At 67.5% G+C, this 24,427-nt stretch carries 21 protein-coding genes and 2 tRNA genes; 14 read left to right on the forward strand and 9 right to left on the reverse strand.

What is annotated here, in order from left to right:
• Positions 1–191 precede the first annotated feature (191 nt).
• The 3 genes from ACFX59_RS00005 to gap are packed head-to-tail and all read right to left on the reverse strand — an operon-like array spanning position 192 to position 2,874.
• A complete protein-coding gene (locus tag ACFX59_RS00005) occupies positions 192–1,391 on the reverse strand; it encodes a phosphoglycerate kinase (RefSeq protein ID WP_387428427.1) in 1,200 nt (399 codons plus the stop codon).
• On the reverse strand, positions 1,388–1,864 hold the full coding sequence (locus ACFX59_RS00010) for an MOSC domain-containing protein (RefSeq protein ID WP_387428430.1): 477 nt from the start codon (positions 1,862–1,864) through the stop codon (positions 1,388–1,390). Before ACFX59_RS00010 ends, ACFX59_RS00005 begins: the two co-directional genes overlap by 4 nt.
• The gene (gene gap / locus ACFX59_RS00015; protein ID WP_387428433.1) at positions 1,864–2,874 is read right to left on the reverse strand and encodes a type I glyceraldehyde-3-phosphate dehydrogenase; all 1,011 of its coding nucleotides are present in this window, start codon (positions 2,872–2,874) and stop codon (positions 1,864–1,866) included. The genes ACFX59_RS00010 and gap overlap by 1 nt, the downstream gene beginning before the upstream one ends.
• Before the next feature lie 203 nt (positions 2,875–3,077).
• On the opposite strand from gap, the gene ACFX59_RS00020 reads away from it, so the two are divergent.
• From ACFX59_RS00020 to ACFX59_RS00035, 4 genes are all read left to right on the forward strand, one after another.
• A complete protein-coding gene (locus tag ACFX59_RS00020) occupies positions 3,078–3,275 on the forward strand; it encodes a hypothetical protein (protein ID WP_307099739.1) in 198 nt (65 codons plus the stop codon).
• Positions 3,275–3,595: a cell division protein ZapA gene (locus ACFX59_RS00025; RefSeq protein ID WP_307099741.1), complete on the forward strand. Its 321-nt coding sequence runs from the start codon at positions 3,275–3,277 to the stop codon at positions 3,593–3,595. The genes ACFX59_RS00020 and ACFX59_RS00025 overlap by 1 nt, the downstream gene beginning before the upstream one ends.
• A gap of 205 nt (positions 3,596–3,800) precedes the next feature.
• Positions 3,801–4,334: a 5-formyltetrahydrofolate cyclo-ligase gene (locus ACFX59_RS00030; protein ID WP_387428436.1), complete on the forward strand. Its 534-nt coding sequence runs from the start codon at positions 3,801–3,803 to the stop codon at positions 4,332–4,334.
• Positions 4,331–4,534, forward strand: coding sequence for a DUF2842 domain-containing protein (locus tag ACFX59_RS00035; RefSeq protein WP_387428438.1), 204 nt, complete (start codon positions 4,331–4,333; stop codon positions 4,532–4,534). Before ACFX59_RS00030 ends, ACFX59_RS00035 begins: the two co-directional genes overlap by 4 nt.
• 232 nt (positions 4,535–4,766) lie before the next feature.
• Here ACFX59_RS00035 and ACFX59_RS00040 read toward each other — a convergent pair.
• The 4 genes from ACFX59_RS00040 to ACFX59_RS00055 form a co-directional block, all read right to left on the reverse strand.
• A tRNA-Asp gene (locus ACFX59_RS00040) sits at positions 4,767–4,843 on the reverse strand.
• An 82-nt stretch (positions 4,844–4,925) separates the two neighbouring features.
• A tRNA-Asp gene (locus ACFX59_RS00045) sits at positions 4,926–5,002 on the reverse strand.
• Between the two features lie 57 nt (positions 5,003–5,059).
• A complete protein-coding gene (locus tag ACFX59_RS00050) occupies positions 5,060–6,205 on the reverse strand; it encodes an AI-2E family transporter (RefSeq protein ID WP_309698211.1) in 1,146 nt (381 codons plus the stop codon).
• A 195-nt stretch (positions 6,206–6,400) separates the two neighbouring features.
• A complete protein-coding gene (locus ACFX59_RS00055; protein WP_307099746.1) occupies positions 6,401–6,577 on the reverse strand; it encodes a hypothetical protein in 177 nt (58 codons plus the stop codon).
• A gap of 118 nt (positions 6,578–6,695) precedes the next feature.
• On the opposite strand from ACFX59_RS00055, the gene ACFX59_RS00060 reads away from it, so the two are divergent.
• The 5 genes from ACFX59_RS00060 (at position 6,696) to ACFX59_RS00080 (ending at position 11,754) form a co-directional block, all read left to right on the forward strand.
• The gene (locus ACFX59_RS00060; RefSeq protein ID WP_309701825.1) at positions 6,696–7,586 is read left to right on the forward strand and encodes an acyl-CoA thioesterase II; all 891 of its coding nucleotides are present in this window, start codon (positions 6,696–6,698) and stop codon (positions 7,584–7,586) included.
• Between the two features lie 138 nt (positions 7,587–7,724).
• The gene (locus ACFX59_RS00065) at positions 7,725–8,966 is read left to right on the forward strand and encodes a TetR/AcrR family transcriptional regulator (protein ID WP_387429589.1); all 1,242 of its coding nucleotides are present in this window, start codon (positions 7,725–7,727) and stop codon (positions 8,964–8,966) included.
• Between the two features lie 129 nt (positions 8,967–9,095).
• A complete protein-coding gene (locus tag ACFX59_RS00070; protein WP_309696383.1) occupies positions 9,096–9,611 on the forward strand; it encodes a ca2+ sensor protein in 516 nt (171 codons plus the stop codon).
• A 78-nt stretch (positions 9,612–9,689) separates the two neighbouring features.
• Entirely contained in the window at positions 9,690–10,409 is a 720-nt protein-coding gene (locus tag ACFX59_RS00075) for a response regulator (protein ID WP_307099751.1), read from the forward strand.
• 10 nt (positions 10,410–10,419) lie between these two features.
• Positions 10,420–11,754 (forward strand): ATP-binding protein, encoded by a 1,335-nt coding sequence (locus tag ACFX59_RS00080; protein WP_387428444.1) that lies wholly within the window; start codon positions 10,420–10,422, stop codon positions 11,752–11,754.
• Here ACFX59_RS00080 and ACFX59_RS00085 read toward each other — a convergent pair whose 3' ends face one another.
• Together ACFX59_RS00085 and ACFX59_RS00090 are read right to left on the reverse strand one after the other, a co-directional pair.
• On the reverse strand, positions 11,755–13,236 hold the full coding sequence (locus ACFX59_RS00085) for an MFS transporter (protein ID WP_387428446.1): 1,482 nt from the start codon (positions 13,234–13,236) through the stop codon (positions 11,755–11,757). It lies immediately after the preceding gene.
• A 31-nt stretch (positions 13,237–13,267) separates the two neighbouring features.
• Positions 13,268–14,299, reverse strand: coding sequence for a LacI family DNA-binding transcriptional regulator (locus ACFX59_RS00090; protein WP_387428449.1), 1,032 nt, complete (start codon positions 14,297–14,299; stop codon positions 13,268–13,270).
• A 207-nt stretch (positions 14,300–14,506) separates the two neighbouring features.
• On the opposite strand from ACFX59_RS00090, the gene ACFX59_RS00095 reads away from it, so the two are divergent.
• Genes ACFX59_RS00095 through ACFX59_RS00115 form a run of 5 tightly spaced genes read left to right on the forward strand, consistent with a single transcriptional unit; the run spans position 14,507 to position 24,346 of the window.
• Positions 14,507–17,272 (forward strand): TonB-dependent receptor, encoded by a 2,766-nt coding sequence (locus tag ACFX59_RS00095; RefSeq protein WP_387428452.1) that lies wholly within the window; start codon positions 14,507–14,509, stop codon positions 17,270–17,272.
• Positions 17,273–17,326: 54 nt separating this feature from the next.
• Positions 17,327–18,868, forward strand: coding sequence for a tryptophan halogenase family protein (locus tag ACFX59_RS00100; RefSeq protein ID WP_387428454.1), 1,542 nt, complete (start codon positions 17,327–17,329; stop codon positions 18,866–18,868).
• Positions 18,865–20,658, forward strand: coding sequence for an alpha-amylase family glycosyl hydrolase (locus ACFX59_RS00105; protein WP_387428457.1), 1,794 nt, complete (start codon positions 18,865–18,867; stop codon positions 20,656–20,658). Before ACFX59_RS00100 ends, ACFX59_RS00105 begins: the two co-directional genes overlap by 4 nt.
• On the forward strand, positions 20,658–22,271 hold the full coding sequence (locus tag ACFX59_RS00110) for an alpha-glucosidase (protein ID WP_387428460.1): 1,614 nt from the start codon (positions 20,658–20,660) through the stop codon (positions 22,269–22,271). The genes ACFX59_RS00105 and ACFX59_RS00110 overlap by 1 nt, the downstream gene beginning before the upstream one ends.
• Positions 22,268–24,346: a glycoside hydrolase family 97 protein gene (locus tag ACFX59_RS00115; RefSeq protein WP_387428463.1), complete on the forward strand. Its 2,079-nt coding sequence runs from the start codon at positions 22,268–22,270 to the stop codon at positions 24,344–24,346. The genes ACFX59_RS00110 and ACFX59_RS00115 overlap by 4 nt, the downstream gene beginning before the upstream one ends.
• The last annotated feature ends 81 nt before the right edge of the window (positions 24,347–24,427 follow it).

Genomic DNA, 24,427 nt, shown 5'->3' on the forward strand with positions numbered 1-24,427 from the left:
CAAAACATGCTCGAGATCACCCTCGACATATTCCTCGCCAGAAAACGCCTGCAGAGTCCGGGGTAAACACTCCCCCTGCAAGGGGAGGGGGACCAGCGAAGCTGGTGGAGGGGTGTCGCACTCTCGTTGGCGCTGACACCCCTCCGTCAGGCCTTCGGCCTGCCACCTCCCCTTGCAGGGGAGGATCGAGGTTACGAGATCAGCGCGGCGACGCCCGGCAGGTCCTGCCCTTCCATCCATTCCAGGAACGCGCCGCCCGCGGTCGAGACGAAGCTGAACTGCCTCCCCACGCCCGCCTGGTTCAGCGCGGCGACGGTGTCGCCACCACCTGCAACCGAGACGAGGCTGCCATCCTGGGTCAGCGCCGCCGCCGTCTTGGCGAGGGCGACGGTCGCCATGTCGAAGGGCGGCGTCTCGAACGCGCCGAGCGGACCGTTCCAGACGAGCGTGCGGCAGTTCTTGAGCACATCGCCCAGCGCCTCGACCGCATTGGGGCCGAGGTCGAGGATCATCTCGTCGGCGGCGACCTCATGCACGTTGACGGTGCGCGTCGCGGGGTTCGGCTTGAACTCCTTGGCGACCACCACGTCATAGGGCAGGTGGACGGTGCAGCCCGCCTTGTCGGCGGCGTCGAGGATCTCCTCGGCGGTGCCGGTCAGGTCATGCTCGCACAGCGACTTGCCCACATCGACTCCGCGCGCGGCGAGGAAGGTGTTGGCCATGCCGCCGCCGATGATGAGGTGGTCGACCTTGCCGACCAGATGCTTGAGGACCGCGAGCTTGGTCGAGACCTTGGCCCCGCCGACCACCGCCGCGACCGGATGCTGCGGATTGCCCAGCGCCTTTTCCAGTGCGTCGAGTTCGGCCTCCATGGCGCGGCCCGCAAAGGCCGGAAGCTGGCGCGCCAGACCCTCGGTCGAGACATGCGCGCGGTGCGCCGCCGAGAAGGCGTCGTTGACGTACAGGTCGCCCAGCTTCGCGATCTGCGCCGCCAGCTCGGGATCGTTCTTCTCTTCGCCAGCGTGGAAACGGGTGTTTTCCAGGATCGCGATATCGCCGGGGTTCAGCGTCGCGACCGCCGCTTCCGCCGCCTCGCCCGCAACATCGTCGATGAAGCGGACCGGACGGCCCAGCACGTCGCTATAGGGCTGGGTCAGCATCGCCAGCGAATAGTCGGGATTACGCTGCCCCTTGGGGCGGCCGAAATGGGCGAGGACCAGGACGATCGCGCCCTTGTCGGCCAATTCGGTCACGGTCGCGATCGTCGCGCGCAGGCGGGTGTCGTCGGTCACGCGGCCATCGGCCATCGGCACGTTCAGATCCTCGCGGACCAGCACGCGCTTGCCCTGGACATCGCCCATATCGTCGAGCGTCTTGAAGGCCTTGGTCATGATTCCTCAATCCTGATGTTATCGCCGATGCGGATCGTGCCGCCCTCGATCACGCGGGTGCATACGCCACCGCGCCAGTCGGGCCTGAGGGCCGCCTGCAATCCGTCGGCGATCGCGTCCATGCGGTGGCACGGATCGCATTCCATGGTGATTTCCAGAAGGACGGGCCCGATACGCAACCGGGTGCCCGGAATTTGGGGAAGGTCGAAACCCTCGACCAGCAGGTTCGCACGGCGCGCCTGCCAGGGGATGTCGCGGTCGATCTCGGCAAGTGCGGCGTCCCAGTCGGTCCGCTCGATCAGCGTCACCTGACGCCGCCCGCGCCCGCCGGGCTTGATCCGCCCGCGACAATCGCCTTCGACGCCGCCCGCCAGGGTGACGATGGCGGTGTCGATCACCTCCATCGGCCCCTTCGGTACGGCATGGCGGGCGATGCCGGCCAGATGCCCGGTCATCGCCCGCCCCGTCGTCATCAGAGGAACTTCGCCATCGCGGTCGCGGTGTCGACCATGCGGTTCGAGAAGCCCCATTCATTGTCGTACCACGACACGACGCGTACCAGCTTGCCGTCGATCACCGCCGTCTCCAGGCTGTCGACGGTCGAGGACTGCGGCGAGTGCATCAGGTCGATCGACACCAACGGCTCGTCCGAGAAGACCAGCACGCCCTTCAGCGGACCGTCTTCCGACGCCGCCTTCAGGATCGCGTTGACCTCTTCCTTGGTCGTGTCGCGCGCCGGGGTGAAGGTCAGGTCGACCAGGCTGACGTCGGGCACCGGCACGCGGATGGCCGAGCCGTCCAGCTTACCCTTCAGTTCCGGCAGAACCTCGCCCACCGCGCGGGCAGCACCCGTGGTGGTCGGGATCATCGACATGGCGGCGGCACGGGCGCGGCGCAGATCGGGGTGGATCTGGTCGAGGATCTTCTGGTCGTTGGTATAGGCGTGGACCGTGGTCATCAGGCCGCGCTCGATCCCGATCGCGTCGTTCAGCACCTTGGCGACCGGCGCCAGGCAGTTGGTGGTGCACGAGGCATTCGAGACGATGGTGTGGTCGGCGGCCAGCTTGTCATGGTTGACGCCGTACACGACGGTCAGGTCGACATTCTTGCCGGGGGCCGAGATCAGCACCTTCTTCGCACCCGCCGCGATGTGCTTCTCGCACGACGCCTTGTCGGTGAAGAAGCCGGTGCACTCCAGGACCAGCTCGACGCCCAGTTCCTTGTGCGGCAGGTTCGCCGGATCGCGCTCGGCGGTGACGCGGATGCGCTTGCCGTCGATCACGATGTCGTTGCCGTCGGCCGACACCTCGCCCGGATAGCGGCCATGGACGCTGTCGCGGCTGAACAGCCAGGCGTTCGACTTGGCATCGGCCAGATCGTTGATCGCGACGAGTTCCAGCGCGTCGCCGCCCCGCTCGAGGATGGCGCGCGCGACCAGGCGGCCGATGCGGCCGAAGCCATTGATTGCAACCTTGACCGTCATGCCAGCAATCTCCTGTCTTTCACGTCGGGCCGATGGCTGGACGCCCGGCCCCGGGTTCGGTGGGGGATGTAGCGGCCCGTGCCGCCGAATTCCACCGTTCGCGCTCGCCTTTCGGGGCCGATCGGGCCGCTGTCAACCGCCCCTCGGCCCCGGACGATCCAATTCCGGGTTGCCGCATGGAGCCATCCTGCTAAGCCGCATTCATGCCCGAACCCATTGTCGACGATGTCCTCTCCTCCGTCGAGCGGATCGACCGCGCGATCGCCCGGATCGAACAGGCGATCCGCACCCGCGCGGCCAAGGAAGACGCGCTCGCCCGCCGTCATGCCGCGCTGAAGGCGCGCATGGCCGACGCGGTCACCGCGCTGGACGATGTGATCAGCCGGGGGAGCGCCGCCTGATGGCCGAGGTGACGATCCTGGTCGGCGACCGTCCGCACACCGTCTATTGCCAGGACGGCGGCGAGGCGCGCGTCCGGATGCTGGGCCAGATGCTCGACCAGCGCTGGTCGGCCGCGCTGCGCGCCTCGGGCGGGCATAATGGCGAACGCGCGCTGCTCTTCGTCTCGCTGATGCTGGCCGACGCGCTGGAGGAGGCCGAGCGGCGCCCGCCCGCCGGGGCCGCGGTCAGCGAGGCCGCGCTCGCGCGGATCGCCGAGCGGCTGGAGGGGTTGGCCGATGCGCTGGACGAAGAAGGGCGATCCGGGAACGGCCGCCCTTGAGTAACGCGGAGTCCTCGCCTACATGGGTCGGCGGCGGGCTCTGCCCGGTACGAGCCACGATAATCCCTGAGGCTATTCTTCATCCAAGGGGGCTGTCCCTGCCCGGACCCTGGTCCGACGTACATGGTCCCCACCTGACGTATTGGGCGTCAGTGGATATTACGGCAAACGGCCATGGCGGTCCCGCCACCCGCTTTCTTCCGACATGACCGGCAAACGTGCCCTGCGCGCCAGGATGCGGGCGGTTCGCGACGCGCATGGCCCCGGCCTGCTGCCGGTCGCGCGCCCCTTTCTCGACCGGCTGCTGCCCGGCCTGATCGTCGCGGCCTATCGCCCGCTGGGGTCGGAGGCCGATCCGGCCCTGTGGGTCGAGGCGGCGCTACACGCAGGCGCAACGATCGCCCTGCCCCATGTGGTCGACCGGGCGAGCCCGATCCGCTTCCTGCGGTGGTCGCAGGGGCAGAATCTGGCCATCGGCGCCTTCGGGCTTTACCAGCCCTCCCCCGACGCCCCCGAATGCGCCCCCGACATCATCGTGACGCCGCTGGTCGGCTTCGACCGGCGCGGCAATCGGCTGGGACAGGGCGCCGGGCATTATGACCGCGCCTTCGCGGCCCATCCCGACGCCTGGCGGGTCGGCATCGCCTGGAGCGCGCAGGAGGTCAAGGGACTGACGCCCGACAGCTGGGACGCGCCGCTCCACGCCATCGCCACCGAATCGGAATGGATCGTCCCATGACCCCCAGTTGGCGCAAACCCGCCGGAATGCTGCTGATCGTCGCGATCATCATGGTCTGGGCGATGCTGGTCGCCAGCCTGTCCGGCGTGGTCGGGGGGTGGCATTGGGTGTTGCAGCTGCTTTTCTATGTCGTCGCGGGGATCGTGTGGATCACGCCGATGAAGCCGCTGCTGCGCTGGATGGAGGGGGGACGGGGCTGAGGGGGCCCCAGGGAACTAGCCCTGCCTCCTGCACCTGCCACCGCATCCTCGCTCCCCAACCCCGTTCGCTCAGGCTGAACGGAGGGATGGGCGCAGGGGGCGGGTTTTCCGGGAAGCCATCGGCCACGAAAATCAACGCCCGTTCGCGCTGAGCGAGGTCGAAGCGCATGCCCCGCGCTCACAACCAAACCGGCAATGTCTGTGCTGAAAACAAAAGCGCCATCCCGAAGGATGGCGCGAGTGACGGGGCTCGAACCCGCGACCTCCGGCGTGACAGGCCGGCGCTCTAACCAACTGAGCTACACCCGCTTGAAAGCCATGGGATGCCAACCGAAATCGGCATCGGCCCCTAGAGGGGATTTCGATATTTTCAGCCATTCTCTGAGGAGAGTGGCGCGAGTGACGGGGCTCGAACCCGCGACCTCCGGCGTGACAGGCCGGCGCTCTAACCAACTGAGCTACACCCGCTGAAAGCGTCGAGGCGCGCCAACTAGGCGAGCGTTCCCGACCTGTCAACGCATCATTTCATTTTTCTTGCGGAACGTCCGCCGGGTCGCTGTCGCGGTCGAGATGGGTGAGCGTTCCATGCTCGAACAGGAAGCCCGCAATGTCGGGCTTGCCCGCCGCCTTGAGCACGGTCTGGAGGATGATGAGCAGCGGCACCGCCAGCAATGCGCCCAGCGTCCCCCACACCCATCCCCAGAAGCTGAGCGAGACGAGGATCAGGATCGGACTGATGGTCAGGCGGTGCCCGACGATCAGCGGGGTGATCAAATTCGCCTCCACCAGATGCATGCCGTACATGATGGCGGGGGGCGCCAGCGCGACCCAGATGTCGCTGAACGTCATCAGCCCGCCCACCGCCAGCAGCAGCGCGCCGATCACCGGCCCGAAATAGGGGATATAGTTGAGCAGCGCGACGATGCCGCCCCACATCAGCGGATAGGGCATGCCGAACAGCGACAGTGCCCCCGCCACCGCGCCGCCCAGCGCCAGGTTGATGATGGTGATGGTGCCCAGATAGGCCGACACGTCGTCGACCACGTCCTGGATCACCCGCGCGGTCGCCATCGCGCCGTCGAAGCTCGTCCGCCCACGAATCGTCTCGCGCCGCATCCGGGTCCAGCCCGACAGGACGAAGAAGACGACGAGGACGCCGAAGAGGAACTGGACGATCAGCCCCGGCGCGGAGGTCGCCGCCAGCTCCAGGATCGAGCTGGGCGGCGAGACGGCCGCCGTCTGCGCCTGGCGGATCGGGGTCGCGGCGACCTGCCGCAGCGCCTTGTTCACATAGCGTTCGAGGCTGGAATAGAGATCGAGCAGCGGCGCCAGATTGTCCTGGATCCGCCCGATCCGGCTGGGCAGCAGGCGGAAGAAGTCGGTCGCGGGCACCACGATCGCCGCCAGCGCGATATTGGCGACCACCAGGAACAGCAGGACGCACAGCAGCGCGGCGAGCGGCGACGGCACGCGACGCCGCTCCAGCCACTCCAGGATCGGCACCAGCGCGATCGCGATGACCAGCGCGGTGGTCAGCGGCAGGAAGAACTCCGCCCCTTCCTTCAGCGCGAACGGCAGCGCGAGGATGAAGCCCGCCCCCGCCGTCAGGGTCAGCCCGGCGAGCAGCCGGTCGCGGCGCATCGCGATCCGTACCGCATCGCGCTGCCCCATGCCGACCGGCACCCCCAGGATCGAATCACCGACCGGCCGACCCAAGCCGACCTCGTCATCTTGCGCGTCACTCATCCGGTCACGTTAGCGGCTTTCCCCAAGCTGAAAAGCCGCTAACCGTGCCGTTTCATGACGTTTGTGTCATGCGACGCGCGTGGGTCCGTGCCCTGCCGCCAGCGGAGGGCAGCGGCGCCGTCACCAGGCGCGGGGAATCCCGCCCGTCCGCTCCGCGACCGCATTCTCGATCGACTGGAGCTGGGTGCGGTTCAACACACCCGCATCCATCAGGTGCCGCATCAATTCATCGGTCAACGCGGCCAGGAAGTGCAGCTCGGCACGCTCCGAGGCGCCATCTTCATTCAAGACTTCCATCGCCATCTCCCGATCTTCTCGTCGACGCGAACTGTGTAGCGGGCACCCCAGGAGCGCGATAGTATCTTTTGCCCGCCGCTCCATTGACGTTTACGTTAGCGGAATCCATCAAGGACGGATGGACCATGCCAAGCCCTCCGCCCCCTCCCCCGAAGCGCTTGCCAGGGGGCTGGTCGCCCTGCTCGACGTCGAGGAGATCGACACCGATCTGTATCGCGGCGCCCGCCGACCGGGCGGCGAGGGCCGGGTCTTCGGCGGACAGGTGATCGCGCAGGCGCTCCAGGCCGCACAACGCTCGACCGACGCCCCGCGCGCGGCGCATTCGCTCCACGCCTATTTCATGCGCGCAGGGGACGAACGCTATCCGATCATCTACCGGGTCGAGCGGGATTTCGAGGGGCGCAGCTTCGCGACGCGGCGTGTGATCGCGATGCAGAAGGGCAAGCCGATCCTCAACCTCGCCTGCTCGTTCCAGACGCCCGAGGACGGGCTGCACCATCAGGATGCGATGCCCGATGTCCCGATGCCGGACAGTCTGGCATCCGAACGCGATCTCCTGGCCTCGCTGGGCGACCGGGTGCCCGCACCGATCCGCGCCTTTCTCAGCCGACCGCGCCCGATCGAGCTGCGCCCGGTCGATCCGCGCCAGTTGCTCCAGCCCGAACCGCGCGAGCCGACCCAGGCGATCTGGTTCCGGCTGGTGGCGCCGATCGGCGACGACCCGACGCTGCACCGCGCGGTGCTGGCCTATGCCAGCGACTTCGCGCTGCTCGGCACCTCGACGCTGCCGCACGGGGTGAACTGGCTGATCGACAATATGCAGACCGCCAGCCTGGACCACGCGCTGTGGCTGCACGAGCCGTTCCGCGCCGACCAGTGGCTGCTCTACACCACCGACAGCCCCTGGGCAGGCCATGCACGCGGGTTCAACCGGGGGCGCATCTTCACCGCCGAGGGCCGACTGGTCGCCAGCGTCGCGCAGGAGGGGCTGATCCGGCTGCGCGACTAAAGGCCCGCCGGACATACCCGATCTTTGGAAACGCCGCCGTCCCTGCCCCACCTGCCCCGCGAAACGGCAAGAAGGGCGATGACCGGCGACACTTTTTCTTCTAATCGGCAATTACACGACCATGAGGAACTCGACGCGATGACCGCGATGCCCGTCGGCGAAGGGCTGAATACCGAACGCTATCGCCAGAAGCGCGACGCCATCCTGGCGGCGGCGGCGCAGGCGATCAACGAACAGTCGGCCAAGGGCATGACCTTCGCCGATGTCGCGCGCCGCGTCGGGCTGAACACCACCAGCGTCACCTATTATTTCCGCCGCAAGGAGGAACTGGCCGCCGCCGCGTTCGAGAACACGCTCGAGCGGCTGCTGGAGATGCTGGCGACCGCCGCCGAGGAGCCGACGCCGCAGGCGCGGGTCGCACGCTATGTCTCGATCAACATGGCGCGGCTGGCGCGGATCGAACGGGGCGAGGAAACGCCCTTCGCCGTGCTGTCGGACCTGCGCGCGATGGAGGAACCCATTCGCGGCCGGTTGATGGCCGGGTGGCAGAAGGTCTTCCGCGCCACGCGCAGCCTGTGGGGTACGCCCGCCAGCCGCGCGCATACCGACCTGTACGGCGCGCGGGCGCATGTCCTGCTGGAAAACACCTTCTGGCTGCCCGTATGGCTGGGCCGGTACGAACCCGACCAGTATGACCGGGTGGAGGCACGGCTGCTCGACGTGCTGACCCACGGCGTCGCGGCACGGGGATCGGCCTGGCGCCCCACCCTGCTCGACCTGGAACAGCACCGGGCCAGCGCGTCGGAGCCGGGGCGCGAGGCTTTCCTGCTGGCGGCGACGCGGCTCATCAACCAACTCGGCTATCGTGGCGCCAGCGTGCAGCGGATCGCGTCCGAGCTGAACGTGACCAAGGGCAGCTTCTACCATCATCTCGACGCCAAGGACGATCTGGTCGCCGCCTGTTATCGCCGCAGCTTCGACACGATCACCGGCGCGCAGCAACTGGCCGATGCGGCGGGGGGCAGCCATTGGCACCGGCTGTCGAGCGCGATCGCCACGCTGCTCGACATCCAGTTCGCCGAGCGCGGGCCGCTGCTACGCACCTCGGCGCTGTCCAGCCTGGCGGGGGACGAGCGCGCCGCGATGGTCGAACGGTCCAACCGGATCGCACGCCGCTATGCGGGGACGATCATGGACGGGGTGGCCGAGGGCTCGATGCGCCCGGTCGATGCGCTGATCGCCGCACAGGCGTTGATGGCGCTCCAGAACGCCGCCTTCGACATGCGCAAATGGGCCAGCACCATGGAGCGGCCGCATGCGATCGCGCTCTATGCCTCGACCATCCTCTACGGCCTGTTCGACGACCGGCTGCTGGACTGACGCCGCACCCTTTCCGCACATTTTGCGACAATATACCGGGGGGCGCGACATGATCCGGTGACAGGACGGTGCGACAAGGGGGCATGACCGGAGGGAATGGCCCTTCCGTCCAGAAGGAATGCTCCCGCCATGCGAAAGACCCTGATCGGCCTTTCCTTCGCCGCGCTGCTCGGCAGCACCGCCGCCTATGCGCAGGACGACATGCCGCCGCCATCGCCCGGCGGCATGATGGGGGTGCGTCCCGACGCGAACGGCAATATCACCCGCGCCGCCGCCATCGCCGACGCCGACCGGCGCTTCGCCGACATGGATGCCGATCATGACGGCACGGTCACGCCCGAGGAAATGCAGGCCTATCACGCCCGGCGTCGCGCCGAATGGCAGCAGCGCCGCCCCGAAGGGCCCCGCCCCCATGGTGAGCGCCCCGAGGGCGAACGCCCCGGCCGGCCCGCACCGCGACCGATCACCGCCGATGCGTTCCGGGCGCGCGCGCTCGCCATGTTCGACCGGCTGGACACCAATCACGACGGCAGGATCGACGCGACGGAACGCGCCGCCGCGCCCCGTTTCGGCGGCCGCCGCTTCGGCCATGACCGTCCGGGCGACCTGCCCCCTCCCCCTCAGCCTGCGCCGCAGGACCACTGAGCCGTCAGGCGGGGCGACCGATTCTCCCAACGGTCGCCCCGCTTGCGAGCCGCGCCCGCCATGCTAGACCCAGAGATCATGTCCGATACGCCGCATTTGCTGCTCGTCGACGACGAGCGTTCGATCCGCGAACCGCTGGCCGTCTATCTGACCAAACAGGGTTTCCGCGTGACCCAGGCGGGCGATGCCGCCTCGGCCCGGACGCGGCTGGCCGCCTATGCGATCGACCTCGTCATCCTCGACATCATGATGCCCGGCGAGGACGGCCTGTCGCTGTGCCGCCATATCGCCGCGACCAGCGAGGTGCCGGTCATCCTGCTGACCGCGCGCGCCGAGGAAACCGACCGCATCGTCGGGCTGGAGATGGGCGCGGACGATTATGTTGTGAAGCCCTTCTCCCCGCGCGAACTGGCGACCCGCGCCAAGGTCGTGCTGCGCCGGACCCAATCCGGGGGGGCGCGGCTGCATGCGCCCGACAGCGGCTCCTATGCCTTTGCCGGCTGGGTGCTGAAATCGGGCGAGCGGTCGCTGGTCGATCGCGAGGGCGTGTCGGTGATGCTGTCGACCGGCGAATACAACCTCCTCCTCGCGCTGGTCAGCCGCCCGCGCCAGGTGCTGACCCGCGACCAGCTGCTCGACCTGACCCAGGGGCGCGAGGCCGCCGCCTTCGACCGCGCGATCGACAACCAGGTCAGCCGCCTGCGCCGCAAGATCGAGACCGATCCCAAATCCCCCGAGATCATCAAGACGGTCTGGGGCGGCGGCTATACGCTGGCCGCCGAGGTCACCCGCCTGTGACCGCCCGCCGATGACCGTCCGGCTCTGGCCGCGTCGGCTGGCGGGGCAGATGGCGCTGCTGCTCGCCATCGCGCTGTTCGTGGCGCAGGCGATCAGCTTCACGCTGCTGCTGCGCGAGCGGCGCAGCCTTCAGCTCGAACAGACCTCCGGCCCCGCCATCGCGCGACTGAACGACGCCATCGAGCGCGCCGCCAACGGCAAGCCGCTTCCCCCCGATCGCGGGCGGGTGCGGGCCTCGGCGAACAATCCGATCCGCCCCAACCTGCCGCGCGTAAAGGAGGTCGAGGCGCTGATCCGCGACGGGCTTGCCGAGACCGGCCATCCCGTCGTCCGGGTGGTGACCGGCGTGCGCCCCTTCAATCCGGAGGATTTCGACTGGCCCCGCCGCCGGGGCGACCGCCGTCGCATCCCCGCCGAGGAATTGCTGATCGCGGTCGAGCGCAAGGGCGGCGGCTGGCTGGTCACGCGATCCTTCTGGCCGCATGACGGCCTGTTCCTGGTCTGGCGGCTGATCGCGCAGACGCTGATCCTCTACGGCGTCATCCTGCTGCCCGTCCTCTGGATCGGGCGACGCATCTCGCGCCCCTTGCGCGACCTGACCCGCGCGGCAGAGGGCTTCGATCCGCGCGAGAAGGGCGAGTCCATGCCCGAACAGGGCCCGCTGGACGTGTCGGCGCTGATCGCCGCGTTCAACGCCCTTCGCCTGCGGATCGGCGCGATGCTGGAGGAGAAGGACCGGATGCTCGGCGCGATCGGCCACGACCTGCGCACTCCGCTGGCGGCGCTCCGCGTGCGGATCGAGTCGGTCGAGGACGAACAGGATCGGCTGCGCATGGCCGATACCATCGCCGAGATGAACAAGACGCTGGAGGACATCCTCTCGCTCGCACGCGTCGGGCGGCCCAGCGAGGCGGAAACCGATGTCGACCTGAACGCGCTGGTCGATGCCGTGGTCGCCGATTTCCATGACCTGGGCCAGGATGTCAGCTTCGAGGAGCGCGGGCGGCTTCGGCTGAAGCTGCGGCCCTCGCTGATGCGGCGCGCGGTGCGCAACCTGATCGAGAATGCGGTCAAATATGGCCACTCCGCCGATGTCCGCATCGACGCGCTGCCCGACCGGATCGCGATCATCGTCGCCGATCGCGGCCCCGGCATCGCCGTCGACCAGCTGGAGACGGTGTTCGACCCCTTCATCCGGCTGGAGCATTCGCGCAACCGCGACACCGGCGGGATCGGGCTGGGGCTGGCGCTGGCGCGGTCGATCGTGCGCGAGGCGGGGGGCGATATCCGCCTGGCCAACCGGCCCGAGGGCGGGCTGGCGGCGACGATCACCCTGCCCCGCTGATCAGGCGTCGCGCGCCACCCGCAGCATCGCCGCCGCCGCCAGCGCCATGACCCCCGCCGCGATCGCCATCGCCCAGACCAGGTTGCCGGGAAAGAAATGCCCGACCACCGCACCCATCACCGACGACACGATCAGCTGTGGCAGCACGATAAAGATGTTGAACAACCCCATGTAGATACCCAGTTTTTCCGCCGGAAGCGCGGCCGACAGGATCGCATAGGGCATGGTCAGGATCGACGCCCAGGCGATCCCCACCAGCACCATCGCGCCGAGCAGCCACCAGGCATCGCGGATCACCAGGAACGACGCGAACCCCGCCGCGCCGCACAGCAACCCCAGGACATGCGTGTTGCGCCGCCCGATCGCCCGCGCCAGCCGGGGCAGGACAAAGGCCCAGAGCGTCGCCACCCCGCTATAGACCGCGAAGAGCACCCCGACCCAGTTCGCGCCCTCGTTGAACGCCGCGCTGCTCGGGTCGCTGGTATGGAATACCCGATCGGCAACGATCGGGGTGGTATAGATCCACATGATGAACAGCGCCGACCAGGTGAAGAACTGGACCAGCGCCAGCCGCTTCATCGTCGCGGGCATCGCGGCGAGATCGGCGAGGATCTGGCTGAGCGCGTTGCCGCCGCGCCCGCTGCGCACCAGCGCGGCGCTGACGATCTTCGCCAGGCCGAAGGCGACCAACCCGCCGCCCAGCAGATAGACCGGCTTGTCGAGCCCCAGCCAGCCGACGCCTGCGACGATCGCCAGCCCGGCCGCGATCCAGAGCGGCGCCGCCCCCATGCCGCGCGACGGCGGGGCATCGCCATGGCTGGCCTGTTGCGCATCGCCATCGGCAAAGGCGGCGATCTGTTCGGGCGAATATTCGCGCGTGGTCAGGACCGTCCACATCACCGCGACGAACAGGGCCGCCGCGCCGATATAGAAGCCATAGCGCACCGAGGGGGGCAGCTCGCCCGGTCCGGCGACATTGGCGACATGGAAGACATCGGTCAGCACCATCGGCGCCAGCGATCCCAGCACCGCGCCCGCGCCGATGAACCCGGTCTGGAAGGCATAGCCCGCAGTTCGCTGCCGACCGGGCAGCATGTCGCCGACAAAGGCGCGGAACGGCTCCATCGAGACGTTGAGCGACGCGTCGAGCAGCCATAGCAGCATCGCCGCCGCGACCAGCCCACCGGCATTGGGCATGCCCACCAGCGCCAGCGTCGCCAGCACCGCCCCCGCCAGGAAATAGGGCCGCCGCCGCCCGAAACGCCCCCAGGTCCGGTCGCTATAATGGCCGATCACCGGCTGGACGAGCAGCCCGGTCAGCGGGGCCGCGATCCACAGAAACGCCAGGTCCTTCTCGGCGGTGCCCAGCGACTGGAAGATGCGGCTGACATTGGCATTTTGCAGGGCAAAGCCGATCTGGATGCCGAAAAAGCCGAACGAGGTGTTCCACAAGCCCCAAAAGCCCTGACGCGGCTTCTCCATATCCTGTCCCAATCATCTGTTTTATTTGTCTTTATGGCCGGATGCTTGATCCGCGCACGACCAGCGTCGCGGGCAGCAGCGCGGTGACACGCGGCTTGCCCGCAATCTCCGCCAGCAGCGCGCGGACCAGCAATCGCCCGGCGGCGGAGGCGTCCTGCAACACGGTGGTCAGCGGCGGGTGCGCGAAGCTGGCGGCAGGAATATCGTCGAAGCCGACCACCGACACATCGGCGGGCACGCGCATCCCCGCCTCCGCCAGCACGCGCATCGCGGCGAGCGCGATCAGGTCGCTGGCCGCCATGATCCCGTCGAACGCCCGCCCCCGCGCCAGCAGCGAACGCGCCGCGCGCTCGCCCTCCTCCTCGCTGGAGATCGCGCCGACCTGAAGCGCGGGGTCGCAAGGCAGGTCCGCCTCGGCCAGCGCGTCGCGATAGCCGCGATAGCGGTCGTGGAATTCGGGATAATGGTCGGTCGCGTCGCCCAGAAAGGCGATACGCCGTCGGCCTTGGGCGATCAGATGCCGGGTCGCGGCCAGCGCGCCCGCATGATTGTCGCATCCGATGGTCAACCCCGGCTGGTCCGGCGTCACCGATCCCCAGCGCACGAAATGGGTGCCGCGCGCCACCAGCTGGTCCAGCTGCTCGCGATAATCGGCATAGTCGCCATAACCCAGCAGGATCAGCCCGTCGGCGCGGTGGCTGTCCTCATAATCGGCCTGCCAGTTGTTCTCGACATTCTGGAACGAGACCAGCAGGTCGTAACCGACCTCGGCACAGCTCTCCATGATCGAGCCCAACATACCGAGAAAAAAGGGATTGATCAGAGTCCGTCCCGGCGAGGGATCGCGGAACAGCAACAGCGCCAGCGTCCGCGTCTGCCCGCTGCGCAGGTTGGAGGCGGCCCGGTCGACGGTATAGTTCAGCGTCTTGGCGATCGCCTCGATCCGGGCGCGCGTGGCCGCGCTCACCGAAGGACTGCCGCGCAGGGCTCGGCTGACGGTCGGCTGCGACACCCCCGCCAGTTGCGCGATGTCGAACGATGTGGGCTTTCTCTGGCCGACCAAGACGCGCGGTTCCTCCTCTCCCTGCTGCATACCGGCATTGCGCACATCGGTTAAGCAGCAACCCTGTCGTAATAATGCAACAGGCCGATCTGGCCGCATTGAATACGTATGCGGCTTTGTTGGCATTTTGCGCCATCGATTTCATGGAGGCTGTAACAACCATACCCGTTCGTCGAACAGAGACGGGGTTTCCTGGAGGGGATTTTCATGACGATTCGCCCTGTGGCGCCGGCCGATGCCGCGCGCTCGTTCCTGAAGCTCGGCGTCAGCACTTTGGCCATGGTCATCGCCGCACCGGTGTTCGCGCAGGTCGCGACCACGCCCGCCGATCCGGCCGCCAGCACCACCGCCGCCACCCCCAATGACGGAGCCGCCGCCGATCCCCAAACGCAGGATGGTGTGGGTTCGGGCGATATCGTCGTCACCGGCTTCCGCGCCGCGCTGGAAAATGCCGTCGCCGAGAAGAAGAACCGCGACCTCGTCGTCGAGTCCGTCTCGGCGGAAGATATCGGCAAGCTGCCCGACGCCTCGATCGCGGAGTCGATCGCCCGCCTGCCCGGCGTCACGTCGCAGCGGGTCAACGGCCGCTCCAACGCCATCTCGATCCGCGGCTTCGCACCCGATTTCTCGACGACGCTCCTCAACGGCCGCGAGCAGACCTCGACCGGCGACAATCGCGCGGTCGAATATGACCAGTACCCCGCCGAAGTCGTCAACCAGGTGCTGATCTACAAGACCGCCAATGCCGGGCTGATCGGCCAGGGCCTGTCGGGCACGGTCGACCTGAAGACCATCCGCCCGCTCGACTATGGCAAGCGCGTCTTCTCGGTCGGCGCGCGCGGCACCTATGCCGATATCGGCAAGCTGAATGCCGGATCGAAGGACTTCGGCTATCGCGCCTCGGCCACCTATGTCGACCAGTTCGCCGACGATACGATCGGCGTGGCGCTGTCCGCCAGCTATCTGAACGAGCCGTACCAGATTCAGGAAGGCAATGCCTGGGGCTATGCGCCGGTCACGGTGAACGGCGCCTCGGCCAATGTCATCGGCGGCTCCAAATCCTATGTCACCTCGACCACGCTGAAGCGCCTGGGCCTTTCGGGCACGCTCCAGTGGAAAATGAGCGACACCTTCACCAGCACGCTCGACGGCTTTTATTCCGACTTCAACGACGATCAGATCAAGCGCGGTATCGAGCTGCCGCTGGCCTGGGGCAGCGGCACGACGCTGACCAATGCGGTGGTCAATAACGGCCTCGTCACCTCGGGCACGTTCAACAATGTCGAGGGCGTCGTCCGCAACGACTCGTTCCAGCGCAAGGCCAAGCTCTATTCCTTCGGCTATAACGGCAAGTATAAGGGCGATGACGGCTGGAGCGCGTTCATCGACCTCAGCTATTCGCGCACCGATCGCGACGAGGTGACGCTGGAAACCTATAGCGGCACCGGATACGGCCAGGGCAACGGCGCGACCGATACGATCGGCTTCACCACGGGGCGCACCGGCACGGTCTTCAAGCCGACGCTGAACTATTCCGACCCCAATCTGATCCAGCTGACCGATCCGCTGGGCTGGGGCGGCACCACGCGGCAGGCGGGCTATTTCAACGACCGCAAGATCACCGACCAGATCAAGCAATATCGCGTCGAGATCGAGCGCGAGGTCGAGACGCCGATCGTCCACGCCATCCGCTTCGGCCTGAACTATACCGACCACAGCAAATCGCTGGCGCCCAACGAATCCTTCGTCACGCTGCCGAACGGGGCGACCATCGCGCCGCTGCCCCAGCAATATCGCCAGACGCCGACCGACCTGACCTATCTGGGCCTGGGGCCGATGCTCAGCTATGATCCGCGTGCGCTGCTGGCGGGCGGGGTCTATACGCTGACCCCCAATACCAGCCCGGACGTGCCCGCCAAGGCGTACACCACGACCGAGCATCTGATGACCGCCTATCTCCAGACCGACCTGCGCGCGCAGATCGGCGCGGCGGAGCTGACCGGCAATATCGGCGTGCAGGCGGTCGGCACCGAGCAGAAGTCGCGCGGGCTGATCTATAACGGATCGGGCTATACCAGCATCGTCCAGGGCGACGATTACTGGGACATCCTGCCCAGCGCCAACCTGTCGCTGCGCCTGCCCAGCGACTGGGTGTTCCGCGTCGCCGCCGCGCGCCAGATGATGCGGCCGCGCTTCGACGATATGCGCGTCGCCCTGTCCTATGGCTTCGACGCGGCGCAGGGGATCATCTCCGGCAATGGCGGCAATCCCTATCTCCGCCCGATCCGCGCCAATTCGTTCGACGTCACGGTCGAGAAGTATTTCGGCACGCGCGGCTATCTGGCGGCGCAGGGCTTCTACAAGGATCTCAAGAGCTTCGTTTACAATCTTGAGCAGCCCTATGACTATGCGGGCCTGCCCCTGCCCGCCGCCGTGCCGGTCGGCACGCCGACGCTGGGGCGCATCACCCGGCCGATCAACGGCTCGGGCGGGACCATCTATGGCGTCGAGCTGGCGGGCACGCTGCCGCTCGGCCAGGTGGCCAGTTTCCTCGACGGTTTCGGCCTGACGGGTGGCGGGTCGTACACCAAGACCGAGATCGTGCCGACGCCCGGCGGCGAGCCCGAGGATATTCCCGGCTATTCGCGCTGGGTGGCGAACGGCACCGCCTTTTTCGAGAAATGGGGCCTGAACATCCGCGGATCAGTGCGCTACCGCTCGACCTTCGTGGGTGAGCTGTCGGGCTTCGGCGCCAACCGCGTCCGCCGCCGCGCCATCGACGAGACGATCGTCGACGGGCAGATCGGCTATGACTTCCAAGAGGGGACGTTCAAGGGCCTGTCGCTGTTCCTGCAGGGCCAGAACCTGACCGACACGCCGTTCGTCACCACCAATGGCGGACAGCGCGATCAGGTGATCGACTATCAAAGCTATGGCCGCCGGTTCCTCGCCGGGTTTACCTATCGCTTCTGATGCCCCTCGCCCCGCGCCGGTCTTCGGCTGGCGCGGGGTATCGTGAGACGCCGCATGGACGCCGCCCCCTCGACAGCCCCCATCGCGCCCGCCCCCGTCACGCAGCGGGTGGTGATCGTCGGCGGCGGCACCGCCGGATGGATGGCGGCGGCGGCGCTGGCGCGGTTCCTGCCCGCCTCCGCCCGCATCACCCTGATCGAGTCCGAGGCGATCGGCACCATCGGGGTCGGCGAGGCGACCATTCCCGGCATCCGCCTGTTCAACCAGATGCTGGGCCTGGACGAGGCCCAATTCCTTCGCGCCACCCAAGGCAGCTTCAAGCTGGGTATCCGGTTCGAGGGCTGGTCGGGTGCGGGCAGCGGCTATCTCCATGCGTTCGGCAGCATCGGGCGGGCGCTGGGGCTGGTGCCCTTCCACCATTACTGGCTGCGTGGCGGCGGCGGGGCCAATCCGGCCTCGCTCTGGGGGCATATGGCCAGTGCGCAGGCCGCGATGGCGGGCCGCTTCGCCCCCGATCCCGGCCGCCCCGACCTGCCGAGCGGCCTGGCCTGGGCCTATCATTTCGACGCCAGCCTCTATGCCGCGCTGCTCCGCCGTCATGCCGAGGCGGCGGGCGTGGTGCGGATCGAGGGCAGGATCGCCTCGGTCGCGCGCGATACCGGCGGGCGGATCGATCATGTCGTGCTGGAGGACGGCCGGCGCGAGGCGGGCGACCTGTTCATCGACTGTACCGGCTTTCGCGCGCTGCTGATCGGCGAGACGCTGGCCGAGCCCTTTGATGACTGGTCCGAACTGCTCCCCTGCAATCGCGCGCTGGCGGTGGCGGGCGAGCGGACCAGCCCCCTGCCCCCTTATACCCGCGCCATCGCGCATGGCGCGGGCTGGCGCTGGCGCATTCCGCTTCAGCATCGGACCGGCAACGGGCTGGTCTATGACAGCCGCCATCTCTCGGACGACGAGGCGGCCGACCGGCTGCTCTCGGCGCTCCGTGGCGAGGCGGTGGGGGAGCCGCGCCTGCTCGGCTTCACCACCGGACGGCGGCGGCGCGCCTGGGTGGGCAATTGCGTCGCGCTCGGCCTGGCGGCGGGGTTTATGGAGCCGCTGGAATCGACCAGCATCCACCTGATCCAATCGGGCATCGCCCGGCTGCTGGAGTTCTGGCCGGGGCCGACACTCCAGCCGGTCGAGCTCGACGCCTATAATCGCCTGACCGAAGTCGAATGGCGGGGAATCCGCGACTTCCTGATCCTCCATTACCACGCCAATGCCCGGCCCGAGCCCTTCTGGACCGAGCGGCGCGCGGTGCCCTTGCCCGACGGCCTGGCCGCCCGCATCGCCCTGTTCCGCGCCAGCGGCCGCGTGCTGCGCGACGGCGAGGAGCTGTTTGCCGAACCCGCCTGGATCCAGGTCCTGATCGGTCAGGGCATCCCGCCCTCCGGCCATCATGCGCTGGCGGATGCGCTGTCGGCGGACGAGCTGGATGACCTCCTCACCCTCACCCGGCGTCATGCCGCGCAGGTGGCCGCCCGGCTGCCGACGCACGACGCCTTCCTCGCCGCGCATTGCGCCGCGCCCGTTCCAAAGGTCTGCCCATGAAGACGCTGCTGCTCGCCTTGCTCGCCACCGCCACGCCGCTGGCCGCGCAGGATTATCGCCAGCGCCGGCCCCAGGACGAGGTGATCTATTTCGTCCTGCCCGACCGGTTCGAGAATGGCGACACCGCCAATGATCGCGGTGGGCTGAAGGGCGGGCCGCTGACCACCGGCTTCGATCCGACGCACAAGGGATTCTACCATGGCGGCGACCTGAAGGGGCTGACCAAGCGGCTCGACTATATCCAGGGGCTGGGCGCGACCGCGATCTGGCTGGGGCCGATCTTCAAGAACAAGGCCGTGCAAGGGGCCAGGGGCCAGGAGAGCGCGGGCTATCACGGATATTGGATCACCGACTTCACGACCGTCGACCCGCATCTGGGCAGCGAGACGGACCTGCGTGCCTTCATCGCCGCCGCGCATGGCCGGGGGATGAAGGTCTATATGGACATCATCGTCAACCACACCGCCGACGTGATCCAGTATAAGGAATGCGCCGAGGGCACGCCCTGCCCCTATCGCGACCGCGCGACCTGGCCCTATCAGCGGCGCGGCGGGGTGAATGGTCAGCCGATCAATCCGGGCTTTCTGGGCGACGATGTGCAGACCGCCGCGAACTTCGCGCATCTGACCGATCCCGCTTATGCCTATACGCCCTATGTCCCGGCAGGCGAGAAGAACGCCAAGACCCCCGCCTGGCTGAACGACCCGATCTATTATCACAATCGCGGCAATACGAGCTTCGAGGACGAGAGTTCGACGACGGGGGATTTCTCGGGGCTCGACGATCTCTACACCGAGAATCCGCGCGTCATTGCGGGGATGATCGACATTTACGGGGGCTGGATCGACCGGTTCGGGATCGACGGCTTCCGCATCGACACCGCCAAGCATGTGAACTCCGAATTCTGGCGCCGCTTCGTCCCCGCCATGCTGGCGCGGGCCAAGGCCAGGGGCATCCCGAACTTCCACATCTTCGGTGAGGTCACGGCGGGGATGGAGCCGGGCACGCTCGCGCGCTGGACCAGGATCGCCGACTATCCGGCGGTCCTCGACTTCGCCTTCATGAACGCGGTCATCCAGACAGTCGCGGAGAACAAGCCGACCCGCATATTGTCCAATCTGTTCGAGGGCGATGTGCTCTATGCCAAGGGCGAGGCGACGGCGGACATATTGCCGACCTTCCTCGGCAATCACGATCATGGCCGCTTCGCGCGCGACGTCCGACAGGCGAACCCCAATGCTTCGGACGAGGAAGTCCTGAAGCGGGTCGAACTGGGCCATGCGATGCTGCTGACCCTGCGCGGGGTGCCGACCATCTATTCGGGCGACGAACAGGGTTTCGCGGGCGACGGCAACGACCAGGATGCGCGCGAGGACATGTTCGCCAGCAAGGTCGCCAGCTATAACGACAACCGGCTGGTCGGCACGACGAAGACGACCGCGACCGACAGCTTCGTGCCCGGCCATCCGCTGTATCGTGAGATCGCCACGCTTGCCCACCTGCGCACCGCCAACCCAGCTTTGACGCGGGGGCGGCAGGTCATCCGCGCGCGCGGCGATGCACCGGGGCTGTTCGCCGTATCGCGCTTCGACCCCGCCACGGGGCGCGAATATGTGATCGCCTTCAACACCTCGGCCAAGCCCATCGCCCAGGCCGTGCAGGTCGAAACGGCATCGCAACGTTTCACTGCCATGGCTGGCCCCTGCGCCCCCAAGGCCGCCGCGCCCGGCAGCCTGATGTTCGACTTGCCCGCCTTCGGCTATGCCGTCTGCGCGGCGGAGACCCGTTGATGACCGAGACTGCCCGCATCGCTCCGCGCCCCTGGTGGAAGGGCGCGGTGATCTATCAGATCTACCCCCGCAGCTTTGCCGACAGCAATGGCGACGGCATCGGCGACCTGCCCGGCATCACCGCCCGGCTGGACCATGTCGCCAGCCTGGGCGTCGATGCGATCTGGCTGTCGCCCTTCTTCACCTCGCCGATGAAGGATTTCGGCTATGACGTCGCCGATTATCGCGACGTCGATCCGATCTTCGGCACACTTCGCGATTTCGACGCGCTGGTCGCTCGCGCGCACGAACTGGGGCTGAAGGTCGTCATCGACCAGGTGTACAGCCACACCTCGGACGAGCATCCCTGGTTCACCGAAAGCCGGTCCAGCCGCACCAATCCCCGCGCCGACTGGTATGTCTGGGCCGATCCCAAGCCAGACGGCTCGCCGCCGTCCAACTGGCAGTCGGTGTTCGGCGGCCCCGCCTGGACCTGGGACGCGCGGCGCGGGCAATATTATCTGCACAATTTCCTGAAGGAGCAGCCGCAGCTCCACGTCCACCACCCGGACGTGCAGGCCGAATTGCTGGCGACCGCGCGTTTCTGGCTGGATCGGGGCGTGGACGGCTTCCGGCTGGATGCGATCAACTTCATGATGCACGAGCCGACCCTTCGCGATAACCCGCCCGCACCCGACACGGGCAAGACGCGCACCCGGCCGTTCGACTTTCAGCTGAAGCTCTACAACCAGAGCCATGCCGATATCGTGCCCTTCCTGGAGCGGATCCGCGCCACGCTGGACGGCTATGGCGACCGATTCACCGTGGCCGAGGTCGGCGGCGACGAGGCCGACCGCGAGATGAAGCTGTTCACCGCTGGGGATCATCGGCTGAACACCGCCTATGGCTTCGACTTCCTCTATGCCGACCGACTGACCCCGCGCATCGTCGCCGAGGCGGTCGCGAAATGGCCCGCAGAGCCAGGCATGGGCTGGCCGAGCTGGGCGTTCGAGAATCATGACGCGCCGCGCGCCGTGTCGCGCTGGACCACGCCGGAGCATCGCGACGCGTTCGCGCGGATGAAGATGCTGTTGCTCCTGTCCCTGCGCGGCAATGCCTTTGTCTATCAGGGCGAGGAGCTGGGGCTGACCCAGGTCGATGTGCCCTTCGAGCGGCTGGTCGACCCGGAAGCCATCGCCAACTGGCCGCTGACCCTGTCGCGCGACGGGGTGCGCACGCCGATGCCGTGGAGCAGCAATGCGGCCAATGGCGGCTTCTCGGATGCCGAGCCCTGGCTGCCGGTCGGGCCGGATCACGCCGCGCTGGCGGTCAACCGACAGGATGGCGATCCGGACTCGCTGCTGAACCTCACCCGCCGCCTCGTCCGCTTGCGCGCCGATACGCCTGCGCTGGCGGTCGGCGACCTGACGCTGTTGCACGCCGACGACCAGCTGCTCGCCTTCGAGCGGCGCGAGGGCGACCAGCAGCTGCTCTGCCTGTTCAATCTGGGCGACACGCCTGTCCAGCTTCCCGCCGCCCTGCCACATGGGCAGCGGGTGCTGGTCCAGATCAATAACGCCACCGACGAACGCCTGGGCGCGTTCGGGGCGGCGATCCGGGAGATGACTGCATGAAGACGACCATCGCCTTGGGGCTCGGCCTGATCGCCGGAGCGGCGCAGGCCCAGAACGGCCCAGCCGATCCGGCGGTCAACGAGACGTTCAAATTCGCCAAGCCCGCCGGACAGCCCGACGCGATCGAAACCTCGCCGAACGGGCAGATCACCGTGCAGGTGTCGACCGACAATGACGGTCGGGCGGTCTATATGATCGCCAGGGGCGGCAAGACGATCGTCGCCCCCTCGCGGCTGGGCATGATGTTCACCGACGCGCCCAAGATCGAGCGGGGGCTGAAGATCGAGGCCGTCACCCATGCCAAGTCCGACACCAGCTGGACCCAGCCCTGGGGCGAATGGCGCACCATTCGCGACAATCACCGCGAGATGCGCGTCCACCTGATGGAATCGAGCGCGCTGCATCGCCGCTATGACGTGGTGTTCCGGGTGCAGGACGACGGCGTCGGCTTCCGCTACGAATTTCCCGAGCAACAGGCTTTGCCCAAGGCGAACATCGCCGAGGAGCTGACCGAGTTCAACATCGCGCAGGGCGGCACCGCCTGGTGGAAGCCCGCTTTCCTGTGGAACCGCGAGGAATATCTCTACAACCGCACGCCCATTACCGCGGTCGGCACGGCGGCGACGCCGATCACCATGAAGCTCGACGACGGCACGCACATCGCCATCCATGAGGCGGCGCTGGTCGACTATGCCAGCATGGGGCTGATGAAGACCGAGGGGAACGGGTTCAAGGCGGTCCTGACCCCCGGCTCGGGCGCGCCCAAGGTGGTGAAGACGGGCGCGTGGACGACGCCGTGGCGGACCTTCCTGATCGCACCCGATGCGGGCGGCCTCTATATGAGCCACCTGATGCTCAACCTGAACGAGCCCAACAGGCTGGGCGACGTATCCTGGGTGAAGCCCGGCAAGTTCGTCGGCGTCTGGTGGAAGATGATCAAGGGCGAATGGAGCTGGGCACGCGGGCCCCGCCACGGCGCGACGACTGCTAATGTGAAGACCTATATCGACTTCGCATCCAAATACGGCATCCCCGGCGTGCTAGTCGAGGGGTGGAATATCGGCTGGGACGGCGACTGGGCGGGCAATGGCTCGGCGATGCAGTTCGCGACCCCGGCGGAGGATTTCGACGCGGACGCGCTGGCGGAATATGCGAAATCCAAGGGCGTCTCGCTGATCGGCCATCACGAAACCGGCGGCGCGGTCAGCCATTATGAGAGCCAGTTCGACCCCGCGTTCAAGTTCGCCGCCGATCATGGCGAGCATGTCGTCAAGACCGGCTATGTCGCCGATGCCGGGCAGATCGAGCGGATGAACCCGGACGGCTCGGTCAGCCGCGAATGGCATGAGGGCCAGTGGATGGTGAACCACCATCTCCGCGTTCTTCAGGCCGCCGCCAAAAACAAGGTGTCGATCGACAGCCACGAGCCGGTCAAGGACACGGGTCTCCGCCGCACCTATCCCAACTGGCTGGCGCGCGAGGGGTCGCGGGGCATGGAATATAACGCCTGGCCCGGCAAGAACCCGCCCGAGCATGAGGCGAACCTGGCCTTCACCCGGATGCTCGAAGGGCCGATGGACTTCACGCCCGGCGTGCTGAGCCTGACGGGCAGCGACAACAGCCCGATCCAGTCGACCATCGCCAAGCAGCTGGCGCTGTATGTGGTGCTCTACTCGCCGGTGCAGATGGCGGCCGATACGCCGGAGAATTATGCGAAATATCCGGAAGCCTTCCGCTTCATCGCGGATGTGCCGGTGGACTGGGAGGACAGCCGCGTGCTGAACGGCGAGGTCGGCGATTACGTCACCTTCGCACGGCGCGACCGCAAGAGCCGTGACTGGTATATCGGGTCGATCACCGACGAGAATGCGCGTGAGCTGACCGTGACGCTCGACTTCCTCGATCCGGGCAAGTCCTATGAGGCACAGGTCTATAGGGACGGCCCCGGCGCGACCTATGCGACCGAGGCGCGGCACTCGATCGCGTTCGAAACCCGGCGGGTGAAGAAGGGCGACACGCTGACGCTGTCGCTGGCCCCCGGCGGCGGCCAGGCGATCCGGTTGAAGGCGCTGTAAGCCCAATCCTCCCCAAGCTCGCTTGGGGAGGGGGACCATCGCGTCAGCGATGGTGGAGGGGCGGACGGACCGGCCATGCCC

The organism is Sphingomonas sp. NCPPB 2930, assembly GCF_042867205.1.
Classification (GTDB): domain Bacteria; phylum Pseudomonadota; class Alphaproteobacteria; order Sphingomonadales; family Sphingomonadaceae; genus Sphingomonas.